Consider the following 18,433-nt stretch of genomic DNA (forward strand, 5'->3'; position numbering starts at 1 on the left):
ATCTCCCCCCTTGAGGGGGAGATGTCCGGCAGGACAGAGGGGGGTGAAGCCGCACCCACCCACATCACCCATTCTTCACCACCGCCACAAACCCCTTCCGCACCGCCTTCGACAACCGCTTCACCTCCCCCTCAAGCGTCGGAATATCAGGGCAATCCCCCGCCCGGCACACAAGATCGATCAATCCGGCCGGCGCTTCCTTCGGATTAAACGCGCCATCGATGCACAGCCGCACGATCTGCGAGATTTCCGTGTAAAGCCCCATCGCCGCCATGCAGTCATCGAAAGCCTGCGGCTCCATCACAGGCGCGGCCAGCACCTGCAGGGCCTCGGCCGTATTGCGACCGGGTTCGTGCGCCGCAAGGCCCTTCACCGGCGCGACCAGCGCCAGATATTGCGCGATGAATTCCAGATCGATCAGCCCGCCATTGATGAGCTTGAAGTCCCAAATGTTCTCCGGCGGCTTCTCCTGCTCGATCAGGTTTCGCATCTCCAGCACATCAGCGGAAACCTTCGTCACATCGCGTTTCTTCGACAGCACAGAAGCAATGATACCGCGTGCGTCTTCCGCCAACGAGGCGTCCCCGCAGATGAGCCGCGCACGGGAAAGCGCCATGTGCTCCCAGGTCCAGGCCTCCTCGCGCTGGTATTTCTCGAAGGCGGAAATGCGCGTCGCCACCGGCCCCTTGTTGCCGGACGGCCGCAGCCGCATGTCCACCTCGTAGAGCACGCCCTCGGCCGTCGGGGCGGAGAGCGCGGCAATCAATCTCTGGGTGACACGGGTGAAATAACGCACGACATCAAGCGGTTTGGCGCCGGTGGATTCCTGGGCGGTGTCGTCATAATCGTAAAGCAGAATGAGATCGACATCCGACCCTGCTGTTAGCTCGAAAGAGCCGAGCTTGCCCATGCCCATGACGGCCACGCGACCGCCGGGATAAGGCCCATGCGCCGCCTCCATTTCAGAAAAGACGGCATTCAGCGCCGCCTCGATCACAAGGTCTGCGAGGTGGGTGAAGGCGCGGGCGGCGACCTCGCCGCGGATCGCGCCGGTCAGCAACCGAACGCCGATGAGGAAACGCTGTTCGGCGGCGAAGATGCGCAGCCGGTCGAGAATATCCTCGTAATGGCGGGCGTTGGAGAGGAAATTGCCCATGCGGTGGGCAAGATATTCGCGCGTTGGCACATCGCTCATCAGCGCCGGGTCCAGCATGCCATCAAAGACATGCGGGCGGGCGGCGATGATTTCCGCAAGACGCGGGGCGGAGGACATGATCGTCACCAGAAGGTCAAGCAGCGCCGGATTGTTGCCGAGCAGCGAGAAGAGCTGGATGCCAGCCGGCAGGCCGGAGAGGAAATTATCAAAGCGCAGCAACGCCTCGTCCGCCCGCTTGCTTTCGCCGAAAGCCCGCAGCAGGTCCGGCGTCAGCTCCGTCAGCCGCTCGCGCGCCTCCACCGATTGTGTCGCCCGGTAACGGCCATTGTGCCAGGTGCGGATGACGCGGGAAATATCCTCCGGCCGCTGAAAACCGAGCGTGGAGAGCGTCTTCAGCGTATCGGGATCGTCCTTCTGGCCGGTGAAGACCAGATTGCCGGCCTCCCCCGAAAGCTTCGTTTCCTGCTCGAACAGCGCCGAATAGCGCCGCTCCACCAGCCGCAGCACCTCTTCCAGCTTTTCCGAGAAAGCCTTGGTGTCCTCGAAACCGAGCATGAAGGCGATGCGCTTCAATTCGGCTTCGGTATCGGGCAGCACATGGGTCTGCTCGTCGCGCACCATCTGGATGCGATGTTCCACCTCGCGCAGGAACCAATAGGCTTCCGTCAGGCTGTCGCGGGTTTCGGCGTCGATCCATTTCGCCTCGGTCAGCGCCGCCAGCGCCTCTTCCGTCGCGCGCACGCGCAGCGGCGGCATGCGACCGCCGGCGATCAGCTGCTGCGTCTGGGCGAAGAACTCAATCTCGCGGATGCCACCGCGCCCGAGCTTGACATTGTGGCCCTTCACCGCAATGGCGCCATGGCCCTTATGGGCATGGATCTGCCGCTTGATGGAATGGATATCGGCAATCGCCGCATAATCGAGATATTTGCGGAAGATGAAGGGCGTCAACTCGCGCAGGAAGTTTTCGCCCGCCTTGATATCACCGGCGACCGGCCGCGCCTTGATATAAGCAGCACGCTCCCAGTTCTGTCCCCTGCCCTCGTAATAAAGCAGCGCCGCTTCCACGGGAATGGCGAGCGGTGTCGAGCCGGGATCGGGCCGCAGCCTGAGATCGGTGCGGAAGACATAACCATCGGCCGTGCGCTCCTGCATGATGCGCACGAGGCGGCGCATCATGCGGCCGAAATTCTCCGTGGCATCATAGGGATCGTCCATGATGCCGGCCGAAGGCTCGAAGAACACGACGGCGTCGATATCGGAGGAATAGTTGAGCTCGCGCGCACCGAGCTTGCCCATGCCGAGCACGATCAGGCCGGAACCTTCACTCGGCGCGGCCACGTTCTTCAGTTTCAGCTTGCCGCTTTCATGGGCGGAAAGCAGCAGGTGATCGATGGCGGCGGAGAGCGATGCATCCGCCATGTCGCTCAGCCAGCGTGTCGTATCGCGGGCGGTGAAGATGCGGGCGAGATCGGCAAGCGCCGCGACGAAGGAAAGCCGCCGCTTGGCGATCCTCAGCCGTGACATCACCTCGTTTTCGACGGGTACTCCGCCTTCTTCCCCGGGTTTCCAGCTATCGCGCGCGTCACGGACAAGATCAGTCAGCAACGGCGTCAGCGGTTTGGAAATCGCCAGTGTCAGCAGCCCCTCATCCGCCGCCGCCATGTCGCGCAGATAGGGCGACAGGGTGAAAGCCGCGGCGATGAAATCCTTCAGCGGGCTTTCGCCGGCCAGCAGCGCGGCCACCGCCGGTTCGGCCTTGCCGATATCCTTCAGCGTCGAAAGAACGGATTTCAGTTCCGTCTGCGTATAGGGGCGGATCACGCCCGGCGGAACCTCGCTCAGCCGCCTCTCGACGGTTTCCCGTTTCGTCACTGTCTCTCTCCCTCTTCAGCCCGACCCGCCAAAGCCTCCAGCGCGCCTCTCTGGCGTTGTAACAAATGCGGGGCGCTTTGCGATCAGAAAACCGCTTGCGGCGATGTTTTACCAGAACCGGCACCGCGTAATGTCTCCGCAATTATGCCCGCGTAGCGTCATCCTCAACGAAACCCGACTCCCCCGGTTTCGAAGGATTGGCGCTGCAACGGATATGATCATGAAAAAGATTCTTAACGTGAAATTTCAGAAAAACCTGCGCGCTGCGGCGCTCTGCCTTGCCGCGCTGCCTATGGTCGGGGCGCTCCATACGCCGGCCCTCGCCGCTGATATCGGCAAATCGGACCGCATGGCGGATCCAGGTGCGGGTTTCGACAATGCCCGCTACAGCAATTCCAGCGAGTGGAAAATCACGCTCGGCGTCGGCGCGGCCTATGCCCCGAAATATGAAGGTTCGGACAAGCTGGAAGTCGGCGCCGTGCCACTGGTTTCCGTGGCCTATGGGGATTTCCTCAACGTCGATTTCAGCGGCGCCACCGTCAATCTCCTGAACCAGAACGGTTTCAGGCTTGGCATCAAGGGTGGCTGGGAAGGTGGCCGCAAGGAAAAGGATGACCGGAAGAACCTGCGCGGTATGGGCGACATCAAGGCCGGCGGCGTGGTCGGCGGCGTCATGGCCTATAGTGTCGACCCCTTCGAAATCTACGCCAAGGTGGACAAGACCATCGGTGGCAGCGAAGGCCTGACAGCAACCATTGGCGCAAGCGTTTCGCACAAGGTCGACCAGTTCATCCTCGGTGCCGACCTCTCCGCCACCTGGGCCGACGACAACCACATGAAATCCTATTTTGGCGTCACCTCGGCACAATCCGCCCGCTCCGGCCTGCGCCGCTATGACGTCAAGGCCGGTTTCAAGCGCATCGATGCCACCGCTTCGATCTCCTACATGATGACCGAAAACTGGTCGGTGACGGGGATGGGTGGTGCCGGCTTCCTGATTGGTGATGCCAAGGACAGCCCCCTGTCGAAGAAGGATATCCAGCCATTTGCCATGATCGGCATGTCCTACACATTCTGAGCGGCGAAATCGGGCCATCCGCGCCAGTCGTGTCGCTTGATGCCTTGAGGAAGCGTCCCTGTCCCTTACGCATCCCTCAACCCAGTGAAGCGCTGCAAGGCGCTTCACTGGGACCGCTATGCCCGATGGAGCCGGCAGCCGGTTCAAGATTGCCCTTGTAAGCAACGACGAGACCCGCGAAGGGCAAGGAAATTTCGACGTCGAAGCAGAAACGACCGTCCGTTTCGGCCTCGAAGCTCACGCCCCTCGGCAGAAGAAAGCCGGGCAGCGGCACACCAAGAAGGTGCCATCGCCGTGGAACGAGAGCCAGCCGACCACCATCGACCACCAGCGCCAGGGCGACGGTGATCAAACCGAAGCGCTCCGCCAGCAGATAATGATCCTTGCCCGTTCCTGCCGAAAGCATGGACGAAAAACGTCTGCCGCCGAAATTCCGTATCCAGCGTTCCGCCCCCTTTTCCGGTGTCAGCGTGACACTCACCGGCACCCGTTTTCCCGCCGGCGGAAAGCGAAGAACTGCGGAAATCATGCGCGCCAGCACGCTTTTCCCGCGTCGTATGTCTGCAACGCCGCGCCACTCTCGCGCTTCATGGCTGTCGTGCAGCTCCCGCACACACGACGGCAAATCATCGAAGGCCGGGCCGAGAAGCCTGCGGAACAATGGCGCACCGGGTTCTTCTCTGCGAAACCCCGTGAAGATGGTTCTGCTTTGAAAGAGCCGGTCATAATCCGTCAGTTCCAGTGCGCCAGTGCCGGCGCGTGCACCGGGCAGCGGGCGCTCACCACGCAGCATCTTGCGGATAAGCGCCTCTATCGCCATGGAGGGAATGTAGGGGCCGTCATCGCCTTCGGCCAGCAGATGCCAGCTCATCTCCGCCGGCCTGCCCGACGCCCTGCCCTTTGCGCGAACGAACATGCCGCCGCGATGTTCGCCAAAGCGCATGCGGTTCAGCACGGCATGAAAGAGCGGTGACAGCGGCGCGAATGAAGGAAGGCCGAACCGCGCCCTCACCTTCGCGAGAAGATTCAACATGCGGTGCAGAAATTCCGGAACCGGGCCGGCACCCATCCACAGATCCGTCATCGACGGATGTTCGGGCGGGATCACCTGCAGATCCGGCACGTCGACCAGCGAAAAATGAATATTGCGCAGCGGCAGCCTGCCGGGCACGGCCACGGTGAACCGCATGCTTTCCGCCAGACCGATGCCGTGCGCCAACCTGCCATGCCGCCAAAGCTTGATCGGCGCACCGGCATAACCCACGACCGCACGCATGACGTTGAGACCGATCCCGGCATAGGGCGATGGCGCTATGCCGCCCTCGACGATGGCGATCTCCATGGTCTTTGCCATCTCGCGCAGGACTGCCGCGGTCAGGACGGGGAAACTGCTAACGCCGGACAGGACAAAAATACCCGCGGCTTTGGCCCGCGCGTCGAACCGGCTTACCCCGAAAACGAAATCGGCGGCATCGGCAAAATCGAGATAATCGGTGCCAGCGTCGATGCAGGCCTCTATCACGGCGTAACAGGCGTCGCCGTAATTCTGGAACGGCCCGGAGGCATCGACCACGAGATCGGGCTTATGGATGCGCAAAGCCTCGGCGATATCGCGGCGATCGAGCTTCAGAGGACGCAGTTGCGCCTCTCCGTGCCATCCAGCGCAAAAGGCCTGTGCCCGTGCAAGACTGCGACCGCAGACTAGAATTTCAATGCTGGAGATATCGGCGAGCAATTCCGCCAACCGGCCGCCGAACACGCCATAACCACCGAGGATCAATATTTTCATCGCGTTGCCATCGCATTTTTGCCGATGCCGGGATCGCCTGAAGGGGTGGTCCTCACTTTGTTCAAAGGATACGGTCCCGGTATTCCGGCGGCGCCACCCAGCATTGTTCGCGCTTTCCGAACCAGCGGTAGCGGTTGCGGGCAAAGCAGCGATAGACGGGATCGCGCAAAAATGCGGGAATGATCCGCAAAACGGACACCAGCCGCCAGGGCATGCCAAGCGCCTCGTAGATGCTCAGGACGGCATCGCTGTCCTGCCGCATCCTGTCGCCATCGACAACCAGCATGCTGGCGGGGTTTTTCGGGTCCATGCCGTAACGCCGGTAGATTTCCGTGCCGACAGCCCCCTGCATGGAGGCCAGCCGGAAATGGCCGGCCCGGTCATGCCGCAGCACGAATTGCGCATTGGCGGAACACAGTACACATTCGGCGTCGAACAGGATGATCGGTTGATGCCGGCCGTTTGCCGAAGGAATTATACCTGCCATCCGTCACACGCCCTTTGTCGATTACGATGCAACCGACCAATAAAGTTCAGCAATAATACTTACAATATTCTTCCGTTCGCCTTTCAATTCAATCTCAAAAGACCGTTATTTCCCGAAGGCAGAAGAATTTCTGCGGGAACATCGGCGAATTATCGCAGATCGCTCGACTTAGGGCTTTGAAATGGGGAAAACCATCGAAATGGTTAGTCCCGGGCAGGCCGTATTGTTGGCATCCGTGTCCGAGAGCACCAGCGATCCGCCGTGCAACTCCATCACGGCTTCCACCAGCGAGAGGCCAAGCCCGGTGCCCGGCTTGGAACGGCTCTCATCCAGCCGCACGAAGCGTTTCAGCACCTCGCCGCGCTTGTCGGCGGGAATGCCGGGACCATTATCGGCAACGGAGAGCACGATTGCTTCGGGTTCTTTCACCAGACGGACGGCGAGTTTTTTGTCGCCCTCGCCTTCGCAGGCATATTTCATGGCATTGTCGATGAGGTTGGAAAGCGCCTGACCGATCAGTTCGCGGTTGCCCTGCACCGAAAGGCCCGGCTCTATCTGCGATTCCAGCGCGAGACCTGCATCCTCTGCCACCGGCTCATAAAGTTCGGCGCTGTCGGCGGCAATCGCCGACATGTCCACATCGGTCATTTCAGCGGCGATCGAGCCTGCCTCAACGCGGGAAATCATCAGCAGCGCATTGAAGGTGCGGATGAGCTGATCGGATTCGGCAATGATGCCTTCAAGGGCGGCGCGCCGTTTCGTCTCGTCATTGTCATCGAGGGCGGCGGCCGCCTTGTTGCGCAGCCGTGTCAGCGGCGTCTTCAGGTCATGGGCGATGTTGTCGGAGACCTGGCGCAGGCCCTCGTTCAGTTTTTCGATGCGGCCGAGCATGGCGTTGAGCGAGCCGGACAGCCGGTCGAATTCGTCACCGGAGCGGCCCTGCGGCAGGCGCTGGGAAAGGTCGCCGGCCATGATCTTCTTGGTTGCCGCCGACATGCGGTCGATGCGTTTCAAAGCATTGCGGCCAATGCCGAACCAGATGAGCAAGGCACCGCCGCTCATGATCGCAAGCGCCACCATCAACGCATTGCGCACCAGCGCCCGGAACTTGGTGGGTTCGCCGAGATCGCGGCCGATCAGGATGCGCAGGCCGTTATCCAGCATGAAAACATTGGCGGTGGCGAGATGCTGCACGCTGTCGCCGCTTTCGGAATAACGCTCGTAACGAAAGGGGAAACCCGTCCAGCCTTCCTTGTCGAAGACGCCGGGCTGCACGGAGGCGACGTTACCCGCGAGAATTTCGCCATTCGGGCCGGCGATGATGTAAAGGCTCGCGCCCGGCTGGCGGGCGCGGCGCTCCATCATCCTGAGCAGCGGATTGATGCCGCCGCGATTATAGATGCGCTGCACATCAGAGACTTCCTGCAACACGGCATCGCGCGTCTGCTGGTTCAGCAGCCGTTCGGAGAGGGCGGTGACGTAAAAAACGAGGAAGGCGGCGCAGAGTGCGAAGAGCAGGATATAGAGCGCCGAAAGGCGCACCGCCGTCGATCTGAACAATATTCTGAGGCGGGCCATTTTCGGCAATCAGCCCTCGTCCTTCATCATGTAACCGGCGCCGCGAATGGTCTTCAAGAGCGGCTTCTCGAAGTCCTTCTCGATCTTCGAGCGCAGGCGGGAAACATGGACGTCGATGACATTGGTCTGCGGGTCGAAATGATAATCCCAGACGTTTTCCAGAAGCATGGTGCGGGTCACCACCTGGCCGGCATTCTTCATCAGATATTCCAGCAGCCGGAATTCGCGCGGCTGGAGGAGGATTTCCTTGCCGTTGCGGCGGACATCATGCGACAGGCGGTCGAGCTCGAGATCGCCGACGCGGTAGATCATGTCCTGCTCGGGCTTGCCCTTGCGGCGGCCAAGCACCTCGATGCGGGCGAGCAGTTCGGAAAAGGCATAGGGTTTCGGCAGGTAATCATCGCCCCCGGCGCGCAGACCGGTCACGCGGTCATCCACCTGGCCCAGCGCGGAAAGGATCAGCACCGGCGTCTCGATACCGCGGCGGCGCAGTTCGCTGATGACGGAAAGCCCGTCGCGGCGCGGCAGCATGCGGTCGATCACCAGCACGTCGTAGGCATTCTCACAGCCCATGAACAAACCGCTCTCGCCATCGCTGGCGTGATCGGCGACAATCCCGGCTTCGCGGAACGCCTTGGTCATATAGGCCGCAGCCTCGAGGTCGTCTTCAATGACAAGAATCTTCATGTGCGGGACAATAGCGCTCTCGCCCTTTTCCGCACAACCGGAAAGAGATGCGACAGACATTTCCTGAACCTTGTTTTCCATGAGGTTTCCTCCGAAGACTTAGGCCTATGGCGTTATCTCGCTTCAAGATTGGCAATAACCTATGGAGCGAGTGGTCGCCGCTTGTTTCTTCTCCCCGCCGGGGAGAAGTCCGCGGCAGCGGGATGAGGGGGTGAGGGTCAAGATAAAAAGACGGCTAGCCCCCTCATCCGACCCTTCGGGCCACCTTCTCCCCGGCGGGGAGAAGAAACGGGCCGCAACGCCGTGCCATACTCAACCGCCCCGTCTCAAGAGCGAGATGTGATGCCGGATCCCAAAGGAACCGGCATCGCCTTTCAAATTATCAGCCCTGATCGATGTCCAGCGCGATGAAGCGGCTGCCGTCATCCGTCTGGATCTGGAACAGCGCCTTGGAGCGTCCGTCCTTCTTGGCCTGCTCGAGGATCTTCTCGATATCGGCTGCGGAGGCCACCTGCTGGTTGTTGACAGAGGTGATCTTCTCGCCCGTCTTCAGGCCCCGGGCAGCGGCGTCGCTATCAGGGTCGACATCGGTAATAGCAAGGCCGTTGCCGTCATCGGAAGGCGAAACCGTCAGGCCGAGGCTGGACAGCACCTTCTCGCTGGAGGACTGGCTGCCGCCCTTGTCGTCGTTCTGGCCTGGCGTCGCCTTGGAGGCTTCATCGCTGGTGAGATCACCGAGCGTCACCGTTACCGACTGAGACTTGCCGCCGCGCCACAGCGAGATTTCGACCTTGGCATTGGGAGCCATGCCACCGATGCGGCGCGACAGATCGCGGGCATCCTTGACGGGATCGCCGTTGACGGCGGTGATGATATCACCCTGCTTGATGCCGGCCTTGTCACCCGGGGAACCGGACTGCGGCGAAACGACGAGAGCGCCCTTGGCTTCGGAGAGGCCGAGCGATTCGGCGATATCCTTGCTGACCGGCTGGATCTGCACACCGAGCCAACCGCGCTCGACCTTGCCGTCCTTCTGCAGGTCGGCGATCACATCCTTGGCGACCGAGGACGGGATGGCGAAGGCGATGCCGACATTGCCGCCGGAGGGCGAGAAGATGGCGGTGTTGATGCCGACCACTTCGCCATTCAGGTTAAAGGCGGGGCCACCGGAGTTGCCACGGTTCACGGCAGCGTCGATCTGCAGATAGTCGTCATAGGGGCCAGAGCCGATATCACGGCCGCGAGCCGAAATGATGCCTGACGTCACCGTACCGCCAAGGCCGAAGGGGTTACCAACGGCGACGACCCAGTCACCGACGCGAATCTTGGTGTCATCGGCGAATTTCACATAGGTGAACTTGCGGTTCACATCGACCTTCAGCAGCGCCAGATCGGTGCGCGGGTCGCGGCCGACGAGCTTGGCTTCGAGTTCGGTGCCGTCATTCATCACGACAGTATAGGCGGAACCGTCATCGACGACGTGGTTGTTGGTGACGACATAACCGTCTTCGGAGATGAAGAAGCCGGAGCCTTGAGCGACCGGGCGCAGCGGACCCTTGCCGTCACGGTGACGGTTCGGACCACGGTCGGGGCGATCCTGGTTGGGGCCACCGAATTCCTTGAAGAAGCGCTTCAGCGGATGGTCATCCGGCAGCTGGTCGAGGCCGCGGCCGCCGAAATTGAAGGAGAAGTTGCTGGAATCGTCGGAAGCCGGCTGCACGTTCGACTGTACGCGAACGGAAACGACGGCGGGCGAGACGGCATCAACCACATTGGCGAAGCTCGGAACCTGCGGTGCGGTCACTTCGACGGGGGCAGCAAAGGAGTGGAGGATCGGTGCGGCGATACCCGTCGACAGCATCAGCGCGGCGAGGCCGCCAACAGTCGTGGCCTTCAGGGCCGTCTTCAGCGAGGCCGTCTTCAGCGAGGAATGGCCGTTTTGCGAATGAGACATGATGTACCTTCTTTCTTCATTCAGACTGAAACCCGTGTGACCGGGGAAGCGGTGGATGATGAAGATATAGGAGGCAACACCTTACGGCGAAGTGTCTGAGGAATGAAAAATCCGTAATGTTGAAAAAGAACCGAAGGCGAAAATGAAATCAGGTTATTTTTCAATGAGATTGCGAATGCGCTCTTCTTCATCCGCACTCAGTTTTTGTGGGCGTTCCTGGGTGGCGCGGCGGCGCGAAAACACGAAGACGGCGAAAATCCCGGCAAGGGTGAGGCCGATGGGCGCGCCCCACAAAAGCACGGTGCGCAGGCTGAGACGCGGCTTCAGGAGCACGAACTCGCCGTAACGCGACACGACATAATCGATGACGGCCTTGTCGCTGTCGCCCTGAACCAGCCTTTCGCGCACGAGGACACGCAGGTCACGCGCCAGCTCGGCATTGCTGTCATCGATCGACTGGTTCTGGCAAACCATGCAGCGGAGCTGCGACGTCAGGTTCCGGGCGCGCTGTTCCAGCACGGGGTCCTTGAGGACTTCGTCAGGATTGAAGGCGAGAGCGGGAGAAGCTGCAGCGAAGATGAGGGTGAGAAGAAGAGCGAGCCTTGCCACGACCTCCCTCATTCCGCCGCCTCCGGCATTACAGCCCGCACCGGCTTCGCCTTGCGGGTCGGCGCACCCACCCGCAAACGTCTGTCGGAGAGCGAGATGAAACCGCCCGCCATCATGAATAGCGTGCCGCCCCAGATGCAGAGGATGAAGGGTTTCCACCAGATGCGCACCACCATGCCGCCATCGGCCATGGGGTCGCCCAGCGAAACATAAAGCTGGCTGAGGCCGAAGGTCAGGATGCCGGCTTCCGTCGTCGGCATGCGCCGCGCGGTATAGAGCCGCTTGGACGACCAGACGTCAGCCACCTCCACACCCGCCTTGCGCACGGTGAAATGGCCGCGATCCTCGGTGAAATTAGGACCGACGGCGTGGCGGATGCCGTCGAAGGTCAGGCTGTAACCGCCCGCTTCCGCCACCATGCCCTGTTTCATTTCCAGAACCGTTTCGGTCTCATAGGTGGTGACGATGACGATGCCGAGCACGGTGATGCCGAGGCCCATATGCGCCAGCGCCGTGCCGAAGGCCGAACGCGGCAGGCCTTTCAAGCGGCGGAACGCGATGCCGAAGGCCAGTTTGCCGAAATTGGCGCGATACCACAGATCGGTGAGCGCCCCGAAGATCAGCCAGAAACCGGCGGCAATGCCGAGTGCAGCCAGCACCGGGCCGCCATTTTCGATATACCAGAGCGCCAGCCCGGCCAGAGCCGCGACAGCCGCGGCCACATACAGCCGCTGGAAGGCGCCGAGAAGATCGCCACGCTTCCAGGCGAGCATCGGCCCAAACGGTGTGACGATCAGGATCGGGATCATCAGAAGGCCGAAGGTGAGGTTGAAGAACGGCGCACCGACCGAGATTTTTTCGCCCGTCAGGGTTTCGAGAATGAGCGGGTAAAGCGTGCCGATCAGCACGGTTGCGGTCGAGACCGTCAGGATGAGGTTGTTGAGAACGAGCGATCCCTCACGCGAGATCGGCGCAAAGAGGCCGCCTGCCTTCAGCGACGGTGCACGCCAGGCAAACAGCGCGAAGGCGCCGCCGATGAAGACGGTGAGGATGCCGAGAATGAAGATACCGCGGCTCGGATCGGTAGCAAAGGCATGCACGGAGGTCAGCACGCCGGAGCGCACGAGGAAGGTGCCGAGCAGCGACAGCGAAAAGGTCATGATCGCCAGAAGCACCGTCCAGATTTTCAGCGCTTCGCGTTTTTCCATGACGAGCGCCGAATGCAGCAATGCGGTGCCGGCAAGCCAGGGCATGAAGGAGGCGTTTTCCACCGGATCCCAGAACCACCAGCCGCCCCAGCCGAGTTCATAATAGGCCCAATAGGAGCCCATGGAGATGCCGGCGGTCAGGAAGGTCCAGGCGGCGAGCGTCCACGGCCTGACCCAGCGCGCCCAGGCGGCATCGATGCGACCTTCAAGAAGTGCCGCGACGGCAAAGGAGAAGCAGACGGAAAAGCCGACGTAACCAAGATAGAGCAGCGGCGGATGGATGGCGAGGCCGAAATCCTGAAGGATCGGATTGAGGTCTTGGCCCTCGGCCGGCACCCGCTCCAGCCGCAGGAACGGATTTGAGGTGAGCAGGATGAACAGCAGGAAGGCGACGGAAATCCATGCCTGCACGGCCAGAACATTGGCCTTGAGCGTTTCCGGCAGGTTGCGGCCGAAGGCGGCGACGAGCGCGCTGAAAAACACCAGAATGAGCAGCCACAGCAGCATCGAGCCTTCGTGATTGCCCCACACGCCGGTCAGCTTGTAGAGCATCGGCATCAGCGAATGGGAGTTTTCCCAGACATTGCGCACGGAAAAATCCGAGACGGCATAAGCCCGCGTCAGCGCTGCGAAGGAAAAGCCCACCAGCAGGAACATCAAGACCGAGCCGAGCGAGGCGACATCCATCAGCGCCCGGTCGTTGCGGCGCGCACCGATGACCGGCAGCGTCGAGACGATCAGCCCCACACCGAGCGCCAGAACCAGAACATAATGGCCAATCTCGTTGATCATTTCGTCGCTCCGGTCTTGTCGGCCGAAGCCGCGCTGGTCGACGGCGTCGCAGTGGAAGGGGCTTCGCCCTCACCGCCGTGCTGCCACAGGCCCTTGTCCTTCAGCCGGTCGGCCACTTCCTTTGGCATGTAGTTCTCGTCGTGCTTGGCGAGCACGCTGTCGGCCACGAAACCGTGGGTGGCGGCGTCGAACATGCCTTCGGTCACCACGCCCTGCCCTTCGCGGAAGAGATCAGGCAGGATGCCGGTATAGCTGACCGGCACGGTCGCTTCGCCATCCGTCACCGTAAAGCTCACCGTGCGGCCTTCGCCGCGCTTGATCGAACCTTCCGCCACCAGCCCGCCAAGGCGGATGCGGGTACCGGGATTGACCGGCGTCTTTTCCAGATCGGCGGGCATGTAGAAATAGGCGATTGACTGGCCGAAGGCGAACATGACCAGCAGCACCGCCGCGACAATGAAACTCATGCCGCCGCCGATGATCGCGAGGCGTTTCTGTTTGCGGGTCATTGCGTCACTCCCTGCGGCGCGGCATCCTTCTGCCCATCCACGCGGATCGGTCCGGCGGAAACACCCAATTCCTTCGCCAGCGCCAGAAGCTGCCTGCCCTGTTCACCCTGTGGCGGGAAAGCCTGCAAACCTGCCCTCAACGCTTCACCGGCCTTGGCTTCGTTCTTCAGCACGGAATAGGCGCGCATGAGGCGCATCCACCCTTCGAAATCATCAGGGTTATCCCTCAGCTTGGCATCGAGGCTCGCCACCATGCCCTCGATCATCGCCTGCCGGTCGGTGGCCGTCATGTCATTGGCCGCTGCCATATCCTCGGCGCTCGGGCCGGGTGCGGCAGGCGTCGCTTCGCCGCCGGTCCGGGCAATATGTTCACGCACCAGCGGCAGCCAGGGTGCGCCGGCCGGCGCATCGGCCTCCAGCGCCGCAAAGGCCGCGCGTGCTTCCTGCGCCTTGCCTGCCTGTTCCAGCGACAGCGCCAGATAAAAGCGCGCGCGCGGATTGCCGGGCTTCAGCTTTTCGGCCTGAGCAAACGCATCCCGCGCCGCTTCGATGACGACGCCGTCATTGCCGGCCACGAGCGTTTCGCCAAGGCCCGTCAGCCGTTCGGCGCTTGGTCCGAGAATACGAAGCGCGTTGCGATAGGCAAGCTCGGCATCGCCAAGCCGCAGCGTCTTGAAATAGATCGGCGCCAGAACATCCCAGCCGCCGCCATCCTCCGGGTTTTGCGCCAGATGCCTCTCGGCCCGCGCGACCAGCAGGTTCATGTCGTTGCCGGGGTTTTCAAGACGTGCCTCGAGCGGCATGTCCGGCGTGTCCGGACTGCCGTTCCAGATGTAAAGACAGAGGCCAAGTGCAGGCAGCAGGATGGTTATGAGGCTGGCGGCAAGATTGTGCCGGCGCGGCCGGGCCTCTTTCGCCGTCACCTCTTCCGCCTCGGCGGCGGCCAGCAGGCGGCGGCCGATTTCGGCGCGGGCATAATCCGCTTCGGTCTCGCCGATCAGGCCGGCGGCGCGTTCGCGGTCCAGTTCGGCCAGTTGGTCGCGATAAACGGCAACCTCACCGTCACGGCGCGTTTCAGGCGCCTCGGTCTTCCGCATCAGCGGGTACATCAGGACGATGGCGACAGCCGCCGTCAATATCGCAACGACAATCCAGAACATAAGGCTCAATTACTCGAATGCGCGGCACATGGAAACACGAAGCGCGGGGATGACGTGAATTTGAGACATCACGCCGCACCGCAGATCCCGTTTCGCTGTTCCGCCGTGCCTCTTCTTGTCACCGCGGAAGGCCCGTGACCTTGATTTACGTCAAACTGATCAGATCAGCGGAGACCAGCTTCCGTCGTCATTACGGCAGGCCGCGCCGCGCACCCTGGTGTCGCGCCCGTCGACAGTGAGGGTATGGGAATATTGCCGGCAGTTCTGGTTGCCGACCTGATAGGGCGCATTGGCGACCACCTGACCCTTGACGTCATCACCGGTCCAGGTGACGGGCGTGCCGACCGGGGCCGTTTCCAGCGCCTTGTATTCCGCCTCCAGCGCTTTGGTCTGGTCGCCCCTGTCGAGCTCCACGCCGCTTTTCCCGACGATGCCGCCTTGCAGATTGGCAAGGAAAGGCGTGGAAGGCTGGGCCGAACGGCCGAACAGGCCGCCGCCCGCCGGGCGCGTGCCCGTGGTGGTGCAGGCGCTCAGCATCGACACACACAGGATCGAGAGAAGTGCCGGGCGTGACACCAGCGAACGCATCGTCACGGAGCGACAGCCATCATACACGTCAACCAAACCCTGTCCTCTTTCCTACCGCATTGCACCTAGAGCATTTTCGCTGTTCTTCGAACCGTGAAAACACCCTAGCTTTTGTTCTTCCGCATTTCCTGACGGGAAACCGGGGTCCACTTTCCCTGGAAATGCTCTCATGTACCGGTATTGAATTTCTTGCCTTTTTTCTTGCCTCACGCAAGCTCTTTCGAAAGACCCGGCAAAATCAGATCGGCTTTCAGGCCACCGATGGCGCTGCGCGATAGCGAAAAGCGGCCATGGTATTCAGACACCACCTCGGAAACGATCGACAGGCCGAGGCCCGTGCCCGGCCGGCTCTCGTCCAGCCGGCGGCCGCGTTTCATCGCTTCGCTGATCTGTCCCGGCTCCAGCCCCGGGCCATCGTCTTCCACCGTCAGTTCCACCCAGGAGCGACGGGCGATTTCAGCGTCGGAAGACGGGTGCGTGCCGGCCGCAAGCGTGATGACCACGCGTGTCTGCGCAAAGCGCGCGGCATTTTCCAGGAGATTGCCGACGACCTCTTCGAGATCCTGCTGTTCCATGCCGAGCACCGCGCCCGGCTGTTCGAAATTCAGCACGAACTGCTTGTCGGGGTTCAGGCGGCGCATCACCCGCACCAGCCTTTCCAGCGCCGGTTCCGCTTCCACGCGGGCAAGGATCGAGCCGCGCTGGGCGGCGATGCGGGCGCGGGAGAGATAGGATTGCACCTGCGCCTGCATGGCATCGGCCTGCGCGCGCACCAGATCACCATGCTGCGGCTCCAGCGTGCGGGCCTCGTTCAGAAGAACGGCGATCGGCGTCTTCAGCGAATGCGCGAGATTGCCGACCTGCATGCGGGCGCGCTCCACAAGGCGGCGGTTGCTGTCGATCAGCGCATTGACCTCATTGGCCAGCGGCTGGATTTCACGCGGGAATTCACCTTCGAGGCTTTCCGCCTCCCCGCCCCTTATCTTGCCGAGCGCGACACGGGCCTGATCAAGCGGCCGCAGACTGTAGAGAATGGCAAGGCCGTTGACGACCAGACTGCCCAAACCAAAGACGGCCAGCGCCAGATAGAGGCTGTTGGAAAAATCACGGACATCGTCTTCGACGACATTCAGATTGCCGGAAACACGGAAACGCGCCGCCCGGCCCTCACCGTCCAGCACGACTTCCGTTTCCGCCACACGCACCTTGTTGCCGGCCTCGTCGGTAACGGCATAAAATCGCTCGTATCTGTTGTCGAAGGGGGCGTCGAGAATGCTGGGCACCGGCAGCGTCGACACGCCGAGCGAGGAAGACACCAGCGGCGCAGTCTGGAAATTGCCGAGCGGCTCCACCACCCAGTACCAGCCGGTATCGGGCTGCGAAAACCGGAGATCGCCGAGCTGCGGGCTGCCGGCCAGCGTGTTCTCGTTGGAAATCGTCACCGAGTTGATGACGTTGTAAAGCTGCGCCCGCAAAAGATCGGTGAAGCTGCGCTCCACGCCCTGCCGGTAAAGCGTCGAAATGACGACGGCGATCACCACCAGCGCCAGCGCCGACCAGGCGGAGGCGAGCAGCAGAACGCGGGCGGTGAGAGAATTACTTCGCATCTGCCGGCGCTTGCATCCGGTAACCGAGACCACGGATCGTCTCGATCAGATCAACCCCGATTTTCTTGCGCAAACGTCCGACAAACACCTCGATCGTGTTGGAATCGCGGTCGAAATCTTGATCGTACATATGTTCGACCAGCTCTGTGCGCGAGACGACCTCACCCATGTGATGCATGAGATAGGACAATAGGCGGAACTCGTGCGAGGTGAGCTTCAGCGTCGTGCCGTTGACGGTCGCCTTGGAGGATTTGGTGTCGAGCCGGACCGGGCCGCAGACCAGTTCGGAGGAAGCGTGGCCGGCGGCGCGGCGGATGAGCGCGCGCACGCGGGCAAGCACTTCTTCCACATGGAAGGGCTTGGTCACGTAATCATCGGCGCCGGCATCGATGCCCGCCACCTTGTCGCTCCAGCGGTCGCGGGCAGTGAGGATGAGGACCGGCATAGCCTTGCCGGCCGCGCGCCATTTTTCAACGACGGTGATGCCATCCAGCTGCGGCAGGCCGATATCGAGGACGATGGCGTCATAGGGTTCGGTATCGCCGAGATAATGCCCTTCCTCGCCGTCAAATGCCTGATCGACAACATAACCGGCCTCTTTCAGCGCGTCGGTCAGCTGACGATTGAGATTGGCATCATCCTCAACAACGAGAATACGCATTGTCCGCCCTTTCCTTCCGTCCCGGCCCACGCGGTTGGCCGGTCATGCTACATGAGTCGGATTGTTTTCCGCTATTTCGGCGATGCGGGCAAGCTACATCGGCACGCGCATCGTTACCTTGCGCGGGCGCTCGCCATTGCCCTGGACGAGAACGGTGACGACACAGGACTGACCGTCGCCGGAAGGATAGACCGAAAGCAGCTGACCACCGGTTTCGCGCACGACGCGGGCGACGGCTGCGCCACAATCGCTGGCAGCCAAAATGTAGTGGCCCTGCAGATCAGCCTCGGGCGCCGTGAAACCGGAGAGCCCGGCTGCAAGCGTCGCGATGATGAGAGGTGATGCCATTCTACAAACTTCCGCAAAAAACCGGGTGCGTCTCGAACCCTAGTGTGACCGAATATGTAGCGCAAAGCGTCTGAATGGCAAATGAATGCCGGCCCCGCCGCCGCGGTGCGTGGCGGGAACGGCGTTTTCGTGAGCCCCGTCAGCGGATGGAGCGGGTCGCCGAAAGGCGGCCGTAAAGTGCGATCAGACCGCCGATTCCGCCCGCAACGGTCACCAGCCCTTCGGCCAGCTCCCCGTGCAGGCCGGCGGGCAGATCGAAGCCGGCAATGCTGAAAAGCGGTGCGAAAACCGCTATCAGCGCGCCCCAGATCGTGCGGGATTGATACCATGCCTTGGTACTGTCCATA

16 protein-coding genes are annotated in these 18,433 nt (G+C 61.8%); 1 reads left to right on the forward strand and 15 read right to left on the reverse strand.

Annotation, left to right across the window (positions count from 1 at the left end):
* Positions 1 to 64: 64 nt before the first annotated feature.
* Positions 65 to 3,031, reverse strand: a complete 2,967-nt coding sequence (locus O8B93_RS20385; protein ID WP_269711711.1) for a bifunctional [glutamine synthetase] adenylyltransferase/[glutamine synthetase]-adenylyl-L-tyrosine phosphorylase — start codon at positions 3,029 to 3,031, stop codon at positions 65 to 67.
* A 214-nt stretch (positions 3,032 to 3,245) separates the two neighbouring features.
* Between O8B93_RS20385 and O8B93_RS20390 the strand changes: the two genes are divergently transcribed.
* Positions 3,246 to 4,109 carry a MipA/OmpV family protein gene (locus O8B93_RS20390; protein WP_269711712.1) on the forward strand — a complete coding sequence of 288 codons (864 nt, stop codon included), beginning with the start codon at positions 3,246 to 3,248 and terminating at the stop codon, positions 4,107 to 4,109.
* 76 nt (positions 4,110 to 4,185) lie between these two features.
* Here the strand turns inward: O8B93_RS20390 and O8B93_RS20395 are convergent, their stop codons facing one another.
* From O8B93_RS20395 to O8B93_RS20460, 14 genes are all read right to left on the reverse strand, one after another.
* Entirely contained in the window at positions 4,186 to 5,898 is a 1,713-nt protein-coding gene (locus tag O8B93_RS20395; protein WP_269711713.1) for a saccharopine dehydrogenase family protein, read from the reverse strand.
* A 61-nt stretch (positions 5,899 to 5,959) separates the two neighbouring features.
* Positions 5,960 to 6,385, reverse strand: a complete 426-nt coding sequence (locus O8B93_RS20400; RefSeq protein ID WP_269711714.1) for a thiol-disulfide oxidoreductase DCC family protein — start codon at positions 6,383 to 6,385, stop codon at positions 5,960 to 5,962.
* Between the two features lie 168 nt (positions 6,386 to 6,553).
* Positions 6,554 to 7,963 (reverse strand): sensor histidine kinase, encoded by a 1,410-nt coding sequence (locus tag O8B93_RS20405; RefSeq protein WP_269711806.1) that lies wholly within the window; start codon positions 7,961 to 7,963, stop codon positions 6,554 to 6,556.
* Positions 7,964 to 7,972: 9 nt separating this feature from the next.
* A complete protein-coding gene (locus tag O8B93_RS20410; RefSeq protein WP_269711715.1) occupies positions 7,973 to 8,731 on the reverse strand; it encodes a response regulator transcription factor in 759 nt (252 codons plus the stop codon).
* A gap of 301 nt (positions 8,732 to 9,032) precedes the next feature.
* Positions 9,033 to 10,604 carry a Do family serine endopeptidase gene (locus O8B93_RS20415; RefSeq protein WP_269711716.1) on the reverse strand — a complete coding sequence of 524 codons (1,572 nt, stop codon included), beginning with the start codon at positions 10,602 to 10,604 and terminating at the stop codon, positions 9,033 to 9,035.
* 153 nt (positions 10,605 to 10,757) lie between these two features.
* Positions 10,758 to 11,225, reverse strand: coding sequence for a cytochrome c-type biogenesis protein (locus O8B93_RS20420; RefSeq protein WP_269711717.1), 468 nt, complete (start codon positions 11,223 to 11,225; stop codon positions 10,758 to 10,760).
* Positions 11,222 to 13,213 (reverse strand): heme lyase CcmF/NrfE family subunit, encoded by a 1,992-nt coding sequence (locus tag O8B93_RS20425; RefSeq protein ID WP_269711718.1) that lies wholly within the window; start codon positions 13,211 to 13,213, stop codon positions 11,222 to 11,224. The genes O8B93_RS20420 and O8B93_RS20425 overlap by 4 nt, the downstream gene beginning before the upstream one ends.
* A complete protein-coding gene (gene ccmE, locus O8B93_RS20430; protein ID WP_269711719.1) occupies positions 13,210 to 13,722 on the reverse strand; it encodes a cytochrome c maturation protein CcmE in 513 nt (170 codons plus the stop codon). Before ccmE ends, O8B93_RS20425 begins: the two co-directional genes overlap by 4 nt.
* On the reverse strand, positions 13,719 to 14,882 hold the full coding sequence (ccmI, locus tag O8B93_RS20435) for a c-type cytochrome biogenesis protein CcmI (RefSeq protein WP_269711720.1): 1,164 nt from the start codon (positions 14,880 to 14,882) through the stop codon (positions 13,719 to 13,721). The genes ccmE and ccmI overlap by 4 nt, the downstream gene beginning before the upstream one ends.
* A gap of 159 nt (positions 14,883 to 15,041) precedes the next feature.
* Positions 15,042 to 15,470, reverse strand: coding sequence for a hypothetical protein (locus O8B93_RS20440; protein ID WP_269711807.1), 429 nt, complete (start codon positions 15,468 to 15,470; stop codon positions 15,042 to 15,044).
* Positions 15,471 to 15,676: 206 nt separating this feature from the next.
* Entirely contained in the window at positions 15,677 to 17,077 is a 1,401-nt protein-coding gene (locus O8B93_RS20445; protein WP_269711721.1) for a sensor histidine kinase, read from the reverse strand.
* Positions 17,067 to 17,738, reverse strand: coding sequence for a response regulator transcription factor (locus tag O8B93_RS20450; protein ID WP_006311298.1), 672 nt, complete (start codon positions 17,736 to 17,738; stop codon positions 17,067 to 17,069). Before O8B93_RS20450 ends, O8B93_RS20445 begins: the two co-directional genes overlap by 11 nt.
* A gap of 93 nt (positions 17,739 to 17,831) precedes the next feature.
* Entirely contained in the window at positions 17,832 to 18,086 is a 255-nt protein-coding gene (locus O8B93_RS20455) for a hypothetical protein (protein ID WP_003497070.1), read from the reverse strand.
* A 139-nt stretch (positions 18,087 to 18,225) separates the two neighbouring features.
* On the reverse strand, positions 18,226 to 18,432 hold the full coding sequence (locus tag O8B93_RS20460; RefSeq protein WP_035214779.1) for a hypothetical protein: 207 nt from the start codon (positions 18,430 to 18,432) through the stop codon (positions 18,226 to 18,228).
* Position 18,433: the final 1 nt, after the last annotated feature.

Origin of the sequence: Martinezella rhizogenes (assembly GCF_027460065.1) — a bacterium.
Taxonomy (GTDB): domain Bacteria; phylum Pseudomonadota; class Alphaproteobacteria; order Rhizobiales; family Rhizobiaceae; genus Agrobacterium; species Agrobacterium rhizogenes_C.